15 protein-coding genes are annotated in these 17,395 nt (G+C 44.6%); 7 read left to right on the plus strand and 8 right to left on the minus strand.

Annotated elements, in window-relative coordinates; genetic code table 11:
- Window positions 1–7: 7 nt before the first annotated feature.
- The 3 genes from ABIE26_RS04765 to ABIE26_RS04775 all read left to right on the plus strand — a co-directional run bounded on the left by ABIE26_RS04765 (window position 8) and on the right by ABIE26_RS04775 (window position 3,949).
- Entirely contained in the window at window positions 8–733 is a 726-nt protein-coding gene (locus ABIE26_RS04765) for a menaquinone biosynthetic enzyme MqnA/MqnD family protein (protein WP_310139459.1), read from the plus strand.
- Window positions 734–819: 86 nt separating this feature from the next.
- Window positions 820–3,429 carry a DNA mismatch repair protein MutS gene (gene mutS / locus ABIE26_RS04770; RefSeq protein WP_310139457.1) on the plus strand — a complete coding sequence of 870 codons (2,610 nt, stop codon included), beginning with the start codon at window positions 820–822 and terminating at the stop codon, window positions 3,427–3,429.
- Window position 3,430: 1 nt separating this feature from the next.
- Window positions 3,431–3,949, plus strand: a complete 519-nt coding sequence (locus ABIE26_RS04775) for a C40 family peptidase (protein WP_310139455.1) — start codon at window positions 3,431–3,433, stop codon at window positions 3,947–3,949.
- On the opposite strand, the gene ABIE26_RS04780 is transcribed toward ABIE26_RS04775, so the two are convergent.
- Both ABIE26_RS04780 and ABIE26_RS04785 read right to left on the minus strand, forming a co-directional pair.
- Window positions 3,938–5,848 carry a DUF3857 domain-containing protein gene (locus ABIE26_RS04780; protein WP_310139452.1) on the minus strand — a complete coding sequence of 637 codons (1,911 nt, stop codon included), beginning with the start codon at window positions 5,846–5,848 and terminating at the stop codon, window positions 3,938–3,940. The genes ABIE26_RS04775 and ABIE26_RS04780 overlap by 12 nt on opposite strands.
- Complete coding sequence (locus tag ABIE26_RS04785; protein ID WP_310139451.1) at window positions 5,845–7,815, minus strand: DUF3857 domain-containing protein; 1,971 nt, start codon at window positions 7,813–7,815, stop codon at window positions 5,845–5,847. Before ABIE26_RS04785 ends, ABIE26_RS04780 begins: the two co-directional genes overlap by 4 nt.
- A gap of 161 nt (window positions 7,816–7,976) precedes the next feature.
- Here ABIE26_RS04785 and ABIE26_RS04790 point away from each other — a divergent pair, with 161 nt between their 5' ends.
- Window positions 7,977–8,927: an exonuclease domain-containing protein gene (locus tag ABIE26_RS04790; protein WP_310139450.1), complete on the plus strand. Its 951-nt coding sequence runs from the start codon at window positions 7,977–7,979 to the stop codon at window positions 8,925–8,927.
- An 11-nt stretch (window positions 8,928–8,938) separates the two neighbouring features.
- On the plus strand, window positions 8,939–10,798 hold the full coding sequence (locus ABIE26_RS04795) for a M1 family metallopeptidase (RefSeq protein ID WP_310139447.1): 1,860 nt from the start codon (window positions 8,939–8,941) through the stop codon (window positions 10,796–10,798).
- 13 nt (window positions 10,799–10,811) lie between these two features.
- Here ABIE26_RS04795 and queG read toward each other — a convergent pair whose 3' ends face one another.
- The gene (gene queG, locus ABIE26_RS04800) at window positions 10,812–11,750 is read right to left on the minus strand and encodes a tRNA epoxyqueuosine(34) reductase QueG (RefSeq protein WP_310139445.1); all 939 of its coding nucleotides are present in this window, start codon (window positions 11,748–11,750) and stop codon (window positions 10,812–10,814) included.
- A 77-nt stretch (window positions 11,751–11,827) separates the two neighbouring features.
- On the opposite strand from queG, the gene ABIE26_RS04805 reads away from it, so the two are divergent.
- Entirely contained in the window at window positions 11,828–12,046 is a 219-nt protein-coding gene (locus ABIE26_RS04805; protein WP_310139442.1) for a hypothetical protein, read from the plus strand.
- Between the two features lie 12 nt (window positions 12,047–12,058).
- Here the strand turns inward: ABIE26_RS04805 and ABIE26_RS04810 are convergent, their stop codons facing one another.
- From ABIE26_RS04810 to pdxH, 4 genes are read right to left on the minus strand one after another with little or no spacing between them, the layout of a single operon-like run.
- Entirely contained in the window at window positions 12,059–13,567 is a 1,509-nt protein-coding gene (locus ABIE26_RS04810) for a carbon-nitrogen hydrolase family protein (RefSeq protein ID WP_310139439.1), read from the minus strand.
- A gap of 51 nt (window positions 13,568–13,618) precedes the next feature.
- Window positions 13,619–14,641 carry a Holliday junction branch migration DNA helicase RuvB gene (gene ruvB / locus ABIE26_RS04815; RefSeq protein ID WP_084240458.1) on the minus strand — a complete coding sequence of 341 codons (1,023 nt, stop codon included), beginning with the start codon at window positions 14,639–14,641 and terminating at the stop codon, window positions 13,619–13,621.
- Window positions 14,642–14,676: 35 nt separating this feature from the next.
- Window positions 14,677–15,567 (minus strand): 3-hydroxybutyryl-CoA dehydrogenase, encoded by an 891-nt coding sequence (locus tag ABIE26_RS04820; protein ID WP_310139436.1) that lies wholly within the window; start codon window positions 15,565–15,567, stop codon window positions 14,677–14,679.
- 26 nt (window positions 15,568–15,593) lie between these two features.
- Window positions 15,594–16,244 (minus strand): pyridoxamine 5'-phosphate oxidase, encoded by a 651-nt coding sequence (pdxH, locus tag ABIE26_RS04825; RefSeq protein ID WP_310139434.1) that lies wholly within the window; start codon window positions 16,242–16,244, stop codon window positions 15,594–15,596.
- A 49-nt stretch (window positions 16,245–16,293) separates the two neighbouring features.
- Between pdxH and ABIE26_RS04830 the strand changes: the two genes are divergently transcribed.
- Window positions 16,294–16,857 carry a YqgE/AlgH family protein gene (locus ABIE26_RS04830; protein WP_310139431.1) on the plus strand — a complete coding sequence of 188 codons (564 nt, stop codon included), beginning with the start codon at window positions 16,294–16,296 and terminating at the stop codon, window positions 16,855–16,857.
- 1 nt (window position 16,858) lies between these two features.
- Here ABIE26_RS04830 and purE read toward each other — a convergent pair whose 3' ends face one another.
- Window positions 16,859–17,389, minus strand: coding sequence for a 5-(carboxyamino)imidazole ribonucleotide mutase (purE, locus tag ABIE26_RS04835; protein WP_310139429.1), 531 nt, complete (start codon window positions 17,387–17,389; stop codon window positions 16,859–16,861).
- Window positions 17,390–17,395: the final 6 nt, after the last annotated feature.

Raw genomic sequence — 17,395 nt, forward strand, 5'->3', positions numbered from 1 at the left:
TCAACTGTTGAACAAGATTAAAATCTCTGCTGTTTCCTATACCAATACCAAACCATTTATTTACGGAATTGAACATTCAGCCCTGCTGGAACAGATCGATCTGAGCTTAGATATTCCTACAGATTGCGCTGCTAAATTGATTGATGGACAGGTGGATATCGGTCTGGTTCCTGTTGCGGCAATCCCTCAGGTTCCCGGCGCGCACATTGTGGCCGATTATTGCATCGGTTCTGTAGGTGCGGTAAATTCAGTATTTATTTTCAGCAAGGTCCCGGCAGGTGAAATTAAAACGGTAAAGCTGGACAGCCATTCCAGGACATCGAATAACCTGGCAAAGGTGCTGCTCAAATTTCATTTCAAACAGGAGGTGGTTTACACTACTGATGCAATTGCTGAAACAGATGCATTGGTACTGATTGGCGACCGTACCTTTGGGAAAAAGGAGCAGTTTGCCTATGCTTACGATATGGGACAGGAATGGATGAACTTTACCGGCCTTCCCTTTGTATACGCGGCCTGGGTGGCCAATAAACCCATTCCCCAGGCTTTCATTAATGATTTTAATGAAGCTCTGGCATTCGGACTTTCCAAACGCAGTGAGCTTTTGCATGCACTGCCAGTGCATGCTGATTTTGACCTGGAAGATTACCTGCTGAATAAACTGGATTTTGAGCTTACCGACAAAAAACGTGAAGCACTGGAATTGTTCCTGTCCTACATTACAAAATTATAAACCTATTCACATTTTTTTACTTTTCAACAAATCGTAAAGCCTATACCTCAAGGTAGTATCTTTACGATTTTGTAAACAGATTCATTTTGGCTAAAGATCATACTAAAGAAACCCCGTTAATGCAGCAGTACAATGTGATTAAAGCAAAGTACCCGGGTGCATTATTATTGTTCAGAGTTGGTGACTTTTACGAAACATTTGGCGAAGACGCAATCAAAACTTCGCAGATCCTCGGCATTGTGCTGACCAGGAGGGGGACGGGGCCTAACGGCGCGCTGGAGCTTGCAGGCTTTCCGCACCATTCTTTGGACAATTACCTTTCCAAGCTGGTGCGTGCCGGACAGCGGGTAGCCATCTGCGATCAGCTTGAAGATCCTAAAACCACTAAAACCATTGTCAAAAGGGGCGTAACCGAACTCGTTACACCAGGTGTTGCCTATAACGACAATATCCTGAACCAAAAATCAAACAATTACCTGGCAGCGGTTTATTTCGATAAATCTACGGTAGGGGTGTCATTTGCAGATATTTCTACAGGTGAATTCCTGGTGGCACAGGGCAATGCAGAATACATAGATAAGCTATTGCAAGGCTTTAAACCCAACGAAGTTGTTTTTCAAAAGAGCAGAAGAAAAGAGTTTCTGGAACTGTTTGGAGATAAATTCTACACCTATCACCTGGACGACTGGGCCTTTACATCAGATTATGCCAACGAAACACTGACCAAACATTTTGAGGTAAATTCATTAAAAGGTTTTGGCGTCGACAGGCTGGGCAGTGGTATTGTTGCAGCAGGGGTGGTATTGCATTACCTTAACGAAACGGAACACCGAAATTTAAAGCACATCACTTCCATATCGCGATTGGAAGAAGACAAATACATGTGGCTCGACCGCTTTACCATCCGTAACCTGGAGCTGGTGAATTCGCCAAACGAAAACGCGGTAACGCTTTTTGAGGTACTGGACAATACCTGTACCCCAATGGGCGCCCGTTTGCTGCACAAATGGATCATTATGCCCTTAAAGGAACTGAAACCTATTCAGGAGCGGTTGGGTATGGTCGATTACCTGGTAAAGCACGACGTGCTTTTACAGGAGTTTTTAACGCACATCAGGCAGATAGGTGACCTGGAGCGGCTAATCTCAAAGGTTGGTCTGCAAAAGGTTGGCCCGAGGGAACTTTGCCAGTTAAAAAAGGCACTGTACCATATAGAAGAAATAAAATCATTGGCCCAGAAATCAGGAAATGCTTTCCTGCTGGCACTTGCCGATCAGCTGAACCCATGTCTGAGCATCAGGGAAAAGCTGGAAAGGGAACTGCAGCAGGACCCGCCGGCATTACTCATTAAAGGGAATGTGATTGCCGATGGGATAGATGAAGAACTGGACCGGCTGCGTAAAATTTCTTTCGGGGGTAAGGATTACCTCGTAGAAATCCAGAAAAGAGAAGCCGCTGCTACCGGTATTCCATCTCTGAAAGTTGCTTTTAACAATGTGTTCGGTTATTACCTGGAGGTTACCCATACCCACAAGGATAAGGTGCCGGCCGACTGGATCAGGAAGCAGACGCTGGTGAGTGCTGAAAGATACATTACCCCCGAACTAAAAGAATACGAGGAGCAGATCCTTGGTGCTGAAGAAAAGATCCAGCAGATTGAAGTGAAGCTGTATAACGAACTGATGTACCAGGTGAGCACCTATATTAAGCCCATACAGCTGAATGCTTTTTTGGTTGCACAACTGGATGTACTGCTTTGCTTTGCCCAGCTAGCGGTTAAGCACCATTATGTAAAACCTGAGATCACTAAAGGTAAAGCTTTGGATATCAAGGGTGGAAGGCATCCGGTAATAGAACAGCGTTTGCCTGTGGGCGAAGAGTACATCACCAATGATGTATTTCTCGATAATGAGAGCCAGCAGATCATCATCATTACCGGTCCCAATATGTCGGGTAAGTCGGCCATACTACGTCAAACCGGTTTAATTGTTTTAATGGGACAAATGGGCTGTTTTGTGCCGGCAAAAGCAGCTACAATCGGATTGGTAGACAAGATATTTACCCGTGTAGGGGCCTCAGACAACCTGTCTTCAGGAGAAAGTACCTTTATGGTGGAAATGAATGAAACCGCCAGTATCCTGAACAACATTTCGGACAACAGCCTGATCCTGCTCGATGAAATTGGCCGCGGTACCAGCACCTACGATGGGATTTCCATAGCCTGGGCAATTGCTGAATTTTTACATACGCACCCATCAGCGAAGCCAAAAACGCTGTTTGCTACCCATTATCACGAGTTGAATGAACTGGCCAGTACCATGAGCCGCATCAAAAACTTTAATGTTTCCATTAAAGAGGTGGGCAATAAAGTGATCTTTTTAAGGAAACTTGTGCCGGGTGGAAGTGAGCACAGCTTTGGTATCCACGTGGCCAAAATGGCGGGTATGCCGCCTAAGCTGATCAACAGGGCCAACGAGATTTTAAAGAAGCTGGAAATAGACAGAACAGAAGGTCAAAGCATTAAAGACAGCATCAAGAAGGTGCAGAACCAGGCATATCAACTGCACATGTTTGCTGTTGATGATCCTATCCTGGTAAAAATAAGGGATATGCTGAACAACCTGGATGTGAATGTACTGACTCCTGTGGAGGCTTTATTGAAATTGGATGAAATACAACGTTTAATCAAACAATAATATGGAAGTTTTGAAAAAAATACAGACAAACAGATTTGCGCTCCTTATGCTGCTGATGGCTGCTTTATTTTTTTCAGCATGTAGCTCCAGGAAAAAAACGGTCAGGCCCAATGTATCTGCCGTAAAAGCTGCCGATGCTATGGCACACCTGAGGAATAAACAGCTGTACCGTTTTATTACCGATTGGACGGGCGTACAATATCGTTTGGGCGGACTGGACAAAAGAGGGATTGATTGTTCGGGCTTTGCATTTCTGCTGCAGAAAGATATTTATGGCAATACACTGCCGCGGAGGTCCAGGGACCAGGCAAATGTAATTAAAGAAAAGAGTGTAGCACAGCTGAAGGAGGGCGATCTGATCTTTTTTTCCTTCGGGGGCGGGATGGTAGACCATGTAGGTGTTTATTTAAACAACAACTGCTTTGTACATGCTTCTACAACCAGAGGTGTTGTGGTAGATGATCTGAGTTTACCGGCCTACCAGCGGGCCCTGGTCAAAGCAGGTTCTTTAACTAACTGATTTAAAAATAACCTTGGCCTGATCGGCAACACTCACTTCAGTGATGAACTCTGCAAAAGCTGCGTAGCGTTCGGCAGGGTGGGTTCCGCTGTTTAAAACAAATTTCCGGTTATATATCAATTTATTACCTTCTTTTTTAATGCTGACCTGATAGCTGCCAAATTCATTATTGATAAAAGTGTTTTTGGGCATACTTTCTATGTCCACGTTATCTGGTAGTGTGTAAATAAGTTCATCCTCATCTACATAACCTCTGTTGATAAAAAGGGGCAGGGTTCTGTTGCTCACTTCCGGCACAGTCCGTTTTCTGTTGAAGGCATTGGGTACCAGGTAAAAATGGTTGCTGGTTCTTGAAGCATAGCGCGAAATACCGAACTCCAGTAATTCTGTTGTGCGTGGTGTTTCCCCTTTATCCTGGGTTATTTTACAGGAACTGAAATCAATATTGCCGAGGCTGTATGTATCCTTTAAAAGTTTCAATTGTTCCTTTAAAGGTTGGTCAATCAGTTGATTGCAATTGTCATATTGAGCGCCACCGTAAATGGTTTTCAGGCTGCCCTGAACATTTCCTTCCCCATCCAGGTTAAGTTCGCCCTTGCGCTTTTGGGTGTTCATCGGGGTAGTTAAAGCGGGAGTCCTTAGTATTTTACCCCCTTCCGGGGTACAGGCCAGTACGGTACGGTCGTCGGTAAAAGTACCCAAATAGCCAAAAGGACTGGTCTGGCTGGTACATTCCAGCCAGGTGGTGTCATTTTTAAGCGGCAGGCATAAAATGATATGATTGCCCTGGTTCATACTGGCAAAATCAGCATCCATGTCCTTTTTAAAAGGACCTGCATTCACTACGCAGTAATAAGAAGGAATGTTTACCACATTCAACAGGCTCTGGGTATAATTGACCAGGGCCTTGCAGTCTCCGTACGAGAGCTGCTGAACTTCTGAGGCCTGCATGGGCATTTGTCCGCCAATGCCTATCTGTACACTGATATAACGGGTCTTTTTTTGTACATATTCATATATCTTCCTGGCTTTGTCCTTATCATTGTCCACACCCTGTACCAGGGCTTTAACAGCTGCAATGGCATCCGGAGGCAGGTTTTGCCTGTTTTTGATCAGCTCCGTATATTCCCACATCCCCAATTCATTCCAGTTCTGATAGCGGCCTTTATACCCATAATAACTAAACGCTTCCGGAGCAATTTTTACAAAGGTGCTGTAACGCTCCGGGTCCGGGGCAAAAGGTTCGGGTTTAAATGCCGGTACATTGTTAACCGTCCAGGTCATGCTTTTGGATTTGGCGGTACCTGTTACTTCAGGATCGCCTTTATAATTGACGCTTTTGACCCTTATTTTATCCTCCGGTTTACAGGTAAAGGTAAAACTGTTGCTGGCCACGGCAACACCAGGTATGCCGCCCGCACGCCATGCCGGTATCATCAGATTTTGTTTAAACTTCAATTCATACTCGCATAAAAGGGTGTAAGGATAGTTCATAACCGTAGGGGCAAAATGCTTTAAGCGATCGTCTTCAAACAGGGAAATGTCGCTCACCGCACTATGATCGGAAAAATTGCTCAATGTAAATTTACCCCTTGGTTTTCCAAAGGCATCCAGAATAATGCCTTTCGCCGATTTGATGGCCAGATTTTTACTGTAAGGTAAAGTGAGCTCGGCCTGTTCATCTCCGTTTTTATTGAGTACAGTCACCACCTTTTTTACGGTCATGATCACCTGGTCATCCGCCTGCATATCCACGGTAGTTTCCATTTTTCTGATCACAGCGTTCGCCCGGTTTTTTAATGCTGCCGGGATTTGATCGGCTGCATATTCTTCCTGTTGTGCAAAGCTGCTAAAGCTGCAAAGCAGCAGCAGAAAAGGAATAAGGTTTTTTAAGGTCATTTTACTTTTTTAAGAACAATATCTGTTTTCTGTAACTGGATGATCCTGCTGTAGAGCTCCTTAAGTGAATGGTATTCATCGGAATCGTATACCGCTTTGTTGAACTGGAGCAGCTCGGTGAAAATCAGGACATCCTCTTCCAGACTGGTGCTGCATACAAAGCGCCCGCCGTTATCTGCCAATACCATATTGATTTCTTTGGGTTTATCGGCCAATGTGTAATTGCCTGGTAATTTAAGCGATAGGGTAAAACGAATTTCACTTTGGGTACCAAGATCGACCGGGTAGCTACGCTCGTTTAGATTGAATGGGTTTCTGGAAATACGTTCCACAAAAAAAGGATTGAAGAACAGCGGATCATGATTCAGGTCCTGAAAAGCCGACATCTCAATTTCATAGGTTTCAGTAAGGACATTTTCCAAGCTGTCCAGATTTTGTATCTGATGCTTGAGGATGCGGATCTTCGGCATACTTTCATCCAGCTGTTCTACATATTCATCTACGGAGCTGGCGGCAGTAATTTTTCTGCGCTTGTTACATCCCGCATATCCTAACGAGTAAACGCTCAGGGAGCCTTTTATCTTTCCATCCTTTCCCAGTTCGGCATTCAGGCTGTAACGGGTGGTCTCTTTCTGACTGGCTTTAAGATCGTACCAATAAGAGGGTTTTTTAGGGTTGATCACCCTTCCTTGTCCGTTAATGCAATGTAGGGGAAGCAAGCCAAAAGGCATCAGCGGCTCGGAAGCATCTAGCAGGTACGATTTTCCATCAATGTTTACTTTCGCAACCACATAATTGAAATCGCTGATCACGGGATACAAGCTGTTTACCGTACCATTTGACCGCGTTGAAAGAATCATTGCTTCCGCATCCAGGTCAGCGGCATTCAAAGCAGCTACCAGTGCCAGGTTAATGTCTCCTATATTTCCGGTATGATTTTCAAGTGCTTTTTTGATGGTGTTTTCGCTAAAGATTCCGATAAAACCATTTTTTTTGATATTCCGCTTAATGTAATAAAAAACTGCTTGTGCTTTACTCAGGGGATCAGAGGCATTTTTGAGTATTTCTGGCAGCAGATCTTTAAATATATCCTTTCTTTTCATTTGTCCCCCGAACGATTTATCATCCAGCAACTCATGATCCACATCTTTCCATTCTTTGGTGACACTTTTTTTTGCGCCGTTCATCATGTAATATTCGGCCAGTTCAAAATTGATGGCCGACCTGAAATTACTGGCAGCAGTCATGTAGTCCTCTTCGATCAGTGCCGGAACGTTTTTCATAATATAGGTCATCTTAGAGCAATCAATGCTTCTCCCTGCAATTCTGAGACATTCTTTATTGAGCTCGGCATTTTGGGAACTCAGCTTCTGCGCACCGCGAAGACTTACATTATAATTGTATAAAGCGGGGATATTGGCAATGAATTCGCTATGCAGCTTAGGGATACCAGATTGAAATTCCCAGCTCCTGAAGTTGTAGAGGCTGGGCGAGTGGATGCGGTAACTGTATTCAACAATGCTGCCCTTAGTAAGATTGGGCATGGTGAATTTTGTCAGGTTCACATATTTGTTCTTTTTCTCCCTGAATATTTTTTTCTTGTCCAGTTCTGTCAATACCGGGCGCCCGTTTACTTCATTGATGGTTGTTGCTTTAAGGTCATAGATCATATCTTCCTTATCGCCATAAATCCGCTGCGGAATAACAACGTTGGCATTTTCAAAACCATTTTTGTTGAATATCTTTATGCGTACATGGTATTCAAAATCGATGTATAAATTGCCGTAGGCATCATCAACCCTGACAGCTGCAGTACCAAATTCCCTGAGCACAACCGCATTGGCGTTGCTGTCCAGATCAACCTTTTTTAGGAGCAATTCGTCTCCACTTACATTGGCATAGTCAAAGTTTTGTGCAAATGCTGTTCCCGAAAAGAAAAAAGCAGCTAAAAAAACAAGATATTTCATAAATGAGCGTTTATCGCAAAAACATAGCGCAAGATATATGCTGGAATTTGAATAAAAAAATAGATTTTAAACTATTCCAATAGAAATTAATGTGTTATCAAATAAGTTGAGGATTAATGAATGATTTTTACGACTTTTGAAAAGCTACGAAAAAGTTAAAAATGAAATTAAATTTAAAACGCCCACTCGCTTTTTTTGATCTGGAAACCACCGGTGTTAATGTTGGTGCTGATCGTATTGTTGAAATTGCAATATTAAAAGCCATGCCGGATGGATCTGAACTGATCAAAACCATGCGCATCAACCCGGAGATGCCTATTCCTCTGCATTCTTCATTGATCCATGGAATTTATGATGAACATATTGCCAACGAGCCCACATTTAAAACTGTGGCTGCCGAACTTGCCGAATTTATTGGGGATGCAGATCTTGCCGGGTACAATTCCAATCGTTTTGATATCCCGGTATTGCTGGAGGAGTTTTTAAGGGCGGGCGTTGATCTGGATATGACCGACAGAAAGTTTGTTGATGTACAGAATATATTCCACCAGATGGAGCAGCGTACGCTCAGGGCTGCTTACAGGTTTTACTGTGATAAAGATATTGTTAATGCCCATTCGGCCGAAGCTGATATCAAGGCCACATATGAGGTATTACTGGCACAGATTGAACGTTATAAAGATGCGGAATTTGAAGATAAACAAGGCCAGATATCCAAACCTGTGCAAAATGATGTAGATGCCCTTCATGTATTTACCAATATGAACAAACCGGTTGATTTTGCCGGCAGAATGGTCTTTAATGAAAATGACGAAGAGATATTCAATTTTGGTAAACATAAAGGCAAAACTGTTGAACAGGTATTTGATATAGAACCCAGCTATTATGCCTGGATGAAGCAGGGGGATTTTCCGCTGTATACCAAGAAAAAACTGGATGAGATATGGGCAAGGTGGAGTAAAAAAAAGGAAGCCAATAAAGTCAAACAAGCGCAGGCCAAGCCACAGCAGCAGTACACCAAACCCCAGCAAACCCAGGAAAAAAAAGATCGGCCTGCCAAAGAAGTGACCAATGATATGTTGGAGCAGCTCAAAATGAAATTTGGGAAATAAGCCCTGAACCTATGATCAGAAAAAAACGACTGGCGGCAATATTTCTGTTGTTGTCTGCGCCTGCGTTCGCCCAGGAAAGCCTGCCTGTGCCGCCAAATATACAACAAGCCTATTCAAAAGGGACAAGGCATGTTAGTGGTAAACCGGGACCAGGCTATTGGCAGAATACCGCTGATTATAAGCTGAAAACTAATTTTGATCCGGCATCGCGTGTGTTAAAAGGCGAGGTAGAAATCTCTTACCTCAACAATAGCCCTGATACGCTTAAGCAGCTTTGGTTTAAACTCTATCCTAACCTTTATAAAAAGGGCGTAAACGTGAAAACGAAGCTTGCTCCAAAAGATATGGGTGCAGGTGTTGATGTGCAATTGCTACAGGTAAATGGGAGGACAACCATTCCGGTAATAGATGGTACCAATATGCATGCTGACATTGCGGAACTTGCACCAGGCAAATCCCTTAAACTAAAAATAGATTACCAGTATATCTTAAATAAAGGCTCGCATATGCGTACTGGCCAGGTGAGCGATAGCGCCCATTTTCTGGCTTATTTCTTTCCAAGAGTGGCGGTGTACGATGACGTAGACGGATGGAACAAATACCCATATACGGGTGAAGAGGAGTTTTATAACGACTTCTGCAATTTCAGGGCCGACATTACTGTCCCAAAAAACTATGTGGTATGGGCTACCGGCGATCTGCTGAATGCAAATGAAGTCTTTAAAAAGGAGGTCGCAAACCGCTTAAAAAAGGCCGAACATGCGGATGAAGTTATAGATGTCATCACCGCTGAAGACCTGAAACGTAAAGCCGTCACCAGCAGCAAGGATTTCAATACCTATACCTTTGAAGCAAAAAATGTGACCGATTTTGCCTTTGCTACCAGTAACCATTACCTGTGGAAATCGACCAGTGTGATGGTTGACGCCCAGACCAAAAGGCGGACCAGGGTAGATGCTGCTTTTAATCCTGTTCATCGCGACTATTACGAAGTGGTAGATTTTGCGGCGAAAACCGTGCAGCTGATGAGCCATGTTTTTCCAAAATGGCCTTTCCCATATGCACATGAAACCGTTTTCGACGGACTCGATCAGATGGAATATCCCATGATGGTAAATGATAACCCGGTCGAGAAAAGGGAAGATGCCATCACACTTACCGTTCACGAGGTATTTCATACCATGTTCCCTTTTTATATGGGTACCAATGAAACCAAATACGGCTGGATGGATGAGGGCTGGGCAACCATAGGAGAGTGGTTGCTCGCTCCAATGATAGATACTGCAATGGTAGACGATTATGGGGTCGAATCGACCGCTATTTCTTCAGGAACAGGCAGCGATGTACCTATCGTTACTTTAACGCCAGAGTTAAAAGGTGTTGGTACTTTTACCAATTCCTACCCTAAACCCGGGCTTGGCTACCTTTATGTTAAAGATTACCTGGGCGATGAGCTATTTATTAAAGCGCTGCATCATTACATCAGCCGGTGGCAGGGTAAACATCCCATGCCCTTCGACTTCTTTTACAGTATGAACGAAGGTTCGGGTAAAAACCTGAACTGGTTCTGGAAGCGCTGGTTTTTTGATGAGGGGGTTACCGATATGGGGTTAAAAGCTGTAACCAAAACCAGCAAAGGATACAGCATTCAGATAGAAAATAAGAGCCTTAAACCTCTGCCTGTTGACCTTAAACTGGAGTATGCTGACGGCTCTTCCGAAAAAATCCATCATAGCATTGGCGTATGGGAAAACGGCGATCCTTTGATTCGTATTGAGGTGATTTCGGTTAAAAATCTTAAAAAAGTGATTTTGGGAAGTGTGCATGTGCCGGATAAGGACAAAAGCGACAACGTGTTTCGTGTAAAATAGTGTAAAGGCCTCTTTAAGAGGTCTTTTTTATGAAATCAATATTCCTGGCCAGCCCCTTGAACTTGGTGCGTTTAACGGCAGAGTTTTTAAAGATCGTTTTAAATACATCCTCTGTAATGTCCAGCCATTCCTCTTTTTTCATTTGCAGCAGCTGCGCATTGGCTGCAAATTGGGGTTCTGCATGCGGTACGGCGAAGCGGTTCCATGGGCACACATCCTGGCACACGTCGCAGCCAAACATCCAGTTGTCCATCTTATCTTTAAAACCCTGATCAATTTCCTCCCTGAGTTCAATAGTGAGGTAAGAAATACATTTCCTGGCATCGACCACGAAAGGAGATAAGATGGCCTCAGTTGGGCAGGCATCAATACATTTTGTGCAGGTGCCGCAATGGTCTGCTTCAAAAGGATGGTCGTATTCCAGATCCAGGTCTACAATGAGTTCTGCCAGAAAGAAAAAGGAGCCGCTTTTTTTATTGATCAGGTTGCTGTTTTTGCCAATCCAGCCGATGCCGGCGCGTTTGGCCCAGGCGCGGTCCAGTACCGGTGCCGAGTCTACAAATGCGCGGCCGTCTACCTCACCAATTTCCTGGCGGATATAGTTGAGCAGCTGGAACAGTTTATCCTTAATTACCTGGTGGTAATCCATTCCGTAAGCATATTTGGAGATTTTTGGTGCTTCCGGATCCCTTTGCTGTTCGCCCGGATAATAGTTTAAAGTGAGCGAGATCACTGATTTTGAGCCTTCAACAAGCAGCCTGGGGTCAAGCCTTTTGTCGAAATGGTTTTCCATATAGCCCATCTGCCCGTGATGGTTGTTCCGGAGCCATTTTTCAAGTTTTGGCGCCTCTTCCTCCAAAAAGGTTGCCCTGGCAATACCACATTGCATAAAGCCAAGCCTGAGGGCTTCATCCTTGATCATTTTGCTGTATGTTGCTGCATTGGCTGCCATTGGGTACAAAGATAGGGCTTTGTTGCGGAAACTTTTTACCGGCTGGCTTGTTGTTAGATAAACCAAAACTTAAAGTCATGGAAAATCAGGAATCGAAACATACGGAAGACCCAAACAAACCGCACAAACCGATAGAACATGATTATGCACATCATCAGGACGATCCGGGGCCTTCGCCCCAGGCGGTGAAAGAAAAAGACATCAATGGTGCTGCAGTAGTTTTAAGATGGCTGATCCCATTGCTGGTGATCGCCCTGCTGATCTATTGGTTCGTTTATAAGGGGGCGCATAGTTAGAAAGTAAGGCTGTTATTTTAACAGCCTTACTTCGTAAAGGTCTTTGCGACGGTCTTTCAGTATTTTTACTGTGCCGAAATGGTGCAGTTCATCCAGCAAATGAAGATCAACATCTACCACCAGCATCATTTCTGTGTTCGGCGTAGTTTCGGCTTTTACAGCATTTGTCGGAAAAGCGAAATCAGAAGGGGTAAATACGGCCGATTGCGCAAACTGGATGTCCATGTTATTTACTTTCGGCAAATTGCCTACACAGCCGGCAATAGCCACATAACATTCATTTTCAATGGCCCTGGCCTGTGCACAATGCCTCACCCTGGTGTACCCGTTCTGGGTATCCGTTAAAAAAGGCACAAACAGCATTTGCATGCCCTGATCGGCCAGTATCCTGCTCAGTTCAGGAAATTCCACATCGTAGCAGATCAGTATGCCTATCTTTCCGCAGTCGGTATCAAATACCTGGAGCTGATCACCGCCCACCATGCCATAATATTTCTGTTCATTTGGCGTAATGTGTATTTTCCGGTATTCATCGGTTTTTCCACTTCTATGGCATAAATAGGTGGCATTGTACAGTTTGTTATTTTCAAGAATAGGCATGCTGCCCGATATAATGTTTACATTATAGGCCAGTGCATATTGCTGAATGCGTTCTACAATTTCGGCAGTATGTTCGGCCAGCTTGCGCATGGCTTCCATTTCTGGTAAGTGATTGTAGGGATGCAGCAAGGGGGTATTAAAGAATTCAGGAAACATGATGAAGTCAGATTTATAGCCGCTCACCGCATCCACAAAAAATTCAACCTGCTCATAAAAAGCCGCTATGTCGGGGAACAAACGCATCTGCCACTGTACCAGGCCTATTCTGATGGTCTTGGCCGAACGGGCCGAAGCGTCTATGCCCTGGTAATAAATGTTGTTCCATTCAATCAAAGTGGCAAATTCTTTAGATTCATGATCGCCAGGAAGGTAGTTCTTCAATACCTTCCTTACGTGAAAATCGTTCGATAGCTGGAAGGTAAGGGTAGGGTCGTAAATCTCTTTGGCTTTAACCTTATCGATGTATTGTCTCGGGCTCAGCCGGTCTGCAAATTCATGATAACCGGGGATACGCCCTCCGGCAATAATGCTTTTCAGGTTCAGGCTTTCACAGAGTTCTTTCCGGGCCTCATAGAGTCTGCGCCCCAGGCGCAGGCCCCGGAATTCCGGGGAAACAAAGATCTCAATTCCGTATAAGGTATCGCCATTTGGGTCGTGGGTAGAGAAGGTATAAGCCCCGGTGATCATCTGATAGGTATGCTTATCGCCATACTCATCGTAGTCTACAATAATAGAAAGGGAACAGGCTACCACTTTATCATCAACTGCAATACACAATTGTCCTTCAGGAAACAGCTTTAAAAGTCTGGAAATGGTTGCCTTGCTCCAGATCTGCCCGCCAAGCGTATCATAGGCCTGCAGCATAGATTCTTTCAGGTCATCGTAATCTTCTAAAGTCAGTTTTCTTGTTTCTATATTCATATTCGCTAAATTTAAGGAATAGGAAACAGAAATCAGCCTAAATTCCGGAGTTTAAAACAATCGGCCGCTTTGTCCGGGGAAATTTCTTTTCAGGTGTTTATAGGCGGCTTCAGTGGCTTCACGCCCTCTTGAAGTCCGCATCAGGAAACCTTCCTGGATCAGGAATGGTTCATAAACTTCCTCTATGGTGCCTTCATCATCCCCCACAGCAGTGGCAATGGTCTTCAATCCCACAGGGCCGCCTTTAAACTTATCAATGATGGTGGTCAGGATCTTGTTGTCCATTTCGTCCAGTCCGTGTTCATCAACGTTCAGCGCATTTAAGGCATAACGTGCAATTTCCGTGTCTATTTGTCCTGTACCTTTAATTTGTGCAAAATCCCGGGTCCTGCGCAATAAGGCGTTGGCAATACGTGGGGTACCACGGCTGCGGCGCGCAATTTCATAGGCCCCTTCGTCGGTAATGGGTGTTTTTAAGATTTCAGAGGACCTTAAAACAATTGTGGTCAGTAATTTTGCATCGTAATAGGCCAGCCTGGAATTGATGCCAAACCTGGCCCTGAGCGGCGCCGTGAGTAAACCAGATCGGGTAGTGGCACCCACCAGGGTGAAAGGATTTAAGGAAATCTGTACAGAGCGGGCATTGGGCCCGCTCTCCAGCATGATGTCTATTTTAAAGTCTTCCATTGCCGAATACAGGTACTCTTCAACCAAAGGACTTAAACGGTGTATTTCGTCAATAAAAAGGATATCGCCTTCATCCAGGCCGGTTAAAAGCCCGGCCAGGTCACCAGGCTTATCCAATACCGGTCCGGAGGTTACCTTTATGCCCACATTCATTTCATTGGCAATGATGAGCGATAAGGTGGTTTTTCCCAGTCCCGGAGGGCCATGCAGCAGCACATGATCCAGAGGTTCGCCGCGTAGTTTGGCAGCTTTCACAAAGATCTTCAGGTTCTCCATCACTTTTTCCTGTCCGGTAAAATCTTCAAAAGCCTGCGGTCGCAGTACTTTTTCTATATCGCGTTCAACAGGTGAAAGGTTTTCAGCAGATGGATCAAGATTTTCGTTCATGTGGTAAAGTTAAATAAATGCCTTGGATTTATCCGCTATCGGGCAAATTTGGCGGCAACAACTGCTTCTTTTACACCATTGGTATAATTGTAGAAGCCCTCGCCCGATTTGATGCCCTTGTTACCAGCCATGACCATATTTACCAATAAAGGGCATGGTGCATATTTGGGGTTACCAAAGCCATCCTGCAATACACGTAATATGGCCAGGCAAACATCCAGGCCAATAAAATCGGCCAGTTGCAAAGGTCCCATAGGATGGGCCATACCCAGTTTCATTACGGTATCAATTTCTTCTACACCGGCAACATTTTCATACAGGGAATAAATGGCCTCATTGATCATAGGCATCAGTATCCTGTTGGCGATAAAGCCAGGGTAGTCGTTTACTTCTACCGGAACTTTAGCCAGTTTTTCTGAAAGGGCCATCACGCTTTCAGTCGTAGCATCACTGGTAGCATAACCCCTGATCACCTCTACCAGCTTCATCACCGGTACCGGGTTCATAAAATGCATCCCTATTACCTTATCACCGCGACCTGTTACTGATGCAATCTGCGTAATGGAAATGGAGGAGGTGTTGCTGGCCAGGATGGCGTCAGGTTTGGCAAAGGCATCCAGGTCTTTAAATATTTTAAGCTTAAGCTCCAGGTTTTCTGTAGCAGCTTCGACAATAAGATCGGCCTGGGCCACACCGGTTCTCATATCTGTTAGCGTGGTAATGCTGGCCAGGGTTGCTGTTTTTTCTGCTTCGCTAAGCGTTCCTTTGTTCAGCTGCCTGTCCAGATTTTTTTCAATGGTACTGATTGCCTTTTTCAGTGCATCATCGTTAATGTCGATTAAATTTACCTGGTAGCCAAATTGCGCAAAAGTATGCGCAATACCATTGCCCATGGTGCCTGAGCCAATTACTGCGATGTTTTTCATTTATTTTTTATGATGTTAGTTCACGTTTATGGCGCTAATCTATTTATAATCCACGAACCATCCACCAGATCATACACAATTCTGTCGTGCAGCCTGCTCGGACGGCCCTGCCAGAACTCCAGGTGGCTGGGCTCAATAAGGTACCCTCCCCAATGCAGGGGATGTGGGATTTCCTGTCCCGCATAGGTTTTGCTGAGTTCCTCCACTTTGTCTTCCAGCAACTGGCGGTTTTCCAGTACCCTGCTTTGTGCTGAAGCCATGGCACCGATCTGGCTGCCCACAGGTCTGGAATGGAAATAATCGGCCGAGGTTTGCGCATCTACCTTGCTTACCAGGCCTTCAATGCGCACCTGGCGCTCCAGTTCGGGCCAGAAGAAGACCAGCGCCGCTTGTGGATTTTCCAGCAGATCCTGACCTTTTTTACTCTCATAATTGGTATAAAAAACAAAACCATTTTCATCATAACCTTTCAGCAGTACAATTCTTGCCGTAGGCTTTCCAAACCTGTCGGCCGTAGCCAGTGTCATTACATTTGGTTCATATAACAGCGCATCTACAGCTGCATTAAACCATTTCCCAAACTGTACCATTGGGTTTTGATCAACATCCTGTTCTGTAAGCCGGGCAGAACGGTATTCCTGCCTCAGGTCGTGTAAATTGTTTTTGTTAAGCTCCATGCACAAAAATAGGTTTTAGTTTATTTAATTTTATCCTTAAATTTCCAAAATGATAAGCAGATTACAGCCCGCTTTGGGCAGGTTATTAATTTCTGAACCATTTTTAATGGATCCTAATTTCAAGCGCGCCGTGGTGCTCATTACAGATCATCAGGATGAGGGCACGGTAGGCTTTATCCTGAACCAGTGCAGTACATTATTGCTTAAGGATGTGGTTCCGGAACTTGAGGAAGCCAGTTTTCCTGTTTACTTTGGCGGACCGGTGGAAACCGATACCATACATTTCATCTATCGGTGTCACGATAAGATCGGCGACGGGCAGGAAGTGGCCAAAGGAATATACTGGGGAGGTAATTTTGAAACCTTGAAGGCGCTGATCCGCAACAACAGCATCAGCGAGGACGAGATCAAATTTTTTATTGGCTATTCAGGCTGGGGGAAGGAGCAGCTCAAACGAGAGATGAAAGAAAACACCTGGATCGTATCCGACGATTTCCATCCCGATGTGATTTTCTCCGGCAACGAAGAAAACCTTTGGCGTGAGGTGATCATTAACCTGGGGCCTAAATATGCCCATGTGAGCAATTTTCCCCAGGATCCGAACCTCAACTGATCTATTTTTCCATTTCTGCAGCGCTCTCTTCTACCTTTTTGCGAAGCTCATCTTTGTAAGCCTGCATTTTTTCGGCAAGCGAAGCGTCGGCAGTCGAAAGGATCTGTACCGCCAGCAAACCAGCGTTTTTTGCTGCATTTAAGGCAACAGTGGCCACAGGAATGCCATTCGGCATCTGCAGGATGGAAAGGATGGAGTCCCAGCCATCAATAGAATTTGAAGATTTAACCGGTACACCGATTACAGGTAGAGTGGTAATTGAAGCTACCATCCCAGGCAAATGCGCTGCACCCCCCGCACCAGCAATGATAACCTTTAAACCTCGTGAAGCGGCATTTTTAGCATATTCGAACATCCTTTCCGGCGTGCGGTGTGCAGACACTACGGTTATCTCAAATTCAACCCCAAATTCTTTGAAAATATCAGCAGCATCGTTCATAACAGGAAGATCTGATTTGCTCCCCATGATGATACCTGCTTTGATGTGCTTTTGCACGTTTTTATCATTCATAACGTTCTCTTTAATGCTCATAACACT

The organism is Pedobacter africanus (assembly GCF_040548825.1).
In the GTDB taxonomy this organism is placed as follows: Bacteria; Bacteroidota; Bacteroidia; order Sphingobacteriales; family Sphingobacteriaceae; genus Pedobacter; species Pedobacter africanus_A.

Coding starts and splice junctions, on each gene's coding strand:
- ABIE26_RS04775 (WP_310139455.1), top strand. CDS start 3,431: ATGGAAGTTTTGAAAAAAATACAGACAAACAGATTTGCGCTCCTTATG.
- ABIE26_RS04780 (WP_310139452.1), bottom strand. CDS start 5,848: ATGACCTTAAAAAACCTTATTCCTTTTCTGCTGCTGCTTTGCAGCTTT.
- ABIE26_RS04785 (WP_310139451.1), bottom strand. CDS start 7,815: ATGAAATATCTTGTTTTTTTAGCTGCTTTTTTCTTTTCGGGAACAGCA.
- ABIE26_RS04790 (WP_310139450.1), top strand. CDS start 7,977: ATGAAATTAAATTTAAAACGCCCACTCGCTTTTTTTGATCTGGAAACC.
- ABIE26_RS04795 (WP_310139447.1), top strand. CDS start 8,939: ATGATCAGAAAAAAACGACTGGCGGCAATATTTCTGTTGTTGTCTGCG.
- queG (WP_310139445.1), bottom strand. CDS start 11,750: ATGGCAGCCAATGCAGCAACATACAGCAAAATGATCAAGGATGAAGCC.
- ABIE26_RS04805 (WP_310139442.1), top strand. CDS start 11,828: ATGGAAAATCAGGAATCGAAACATACGGAAGACCCAAACAAACCGCAC.
- ABIE26_RS04810 (WP_310139439.1), bottom strand. CDS start 13,567: ATGAATATAGAAACAAGAAAACTGACTTTAGAAGATTACGATGACCTG.
- ruvB (WP_084240458.1), bottom strand. CDS start 14,641: ATGAACGAAAATCTTGATCCATCTGCTGAAAACCTTTCACCTGTTGAA.
- ABIE26_RS04820 (WP_310139436.1), bottom strand. CDS start 15,567: ATGAAAAACATCGCAGTAATTGGCTCAGGCACCATGGGCAATGGTATT.
- pdxH (WP_310139434.1), bottom strand. CDS start 16,244: ATGGAGCTTAACAAAAACAATTTACACGACCTGAGGCAGGAATACCGT.
- ABIE26_RS04830 (WP_310139431.1), top strand. CDS start 16,294: ATGATAAGCAGATTACAGCCCGCTTTGGGCAGGTTATTAATTTCTGAA.
- purE (WP_310139429.1), bottom strand. CDS start 17,389: ATGAGCATTAAAGAGAACGTTATGAATGATAAAAACGTGCAAAAGCAC.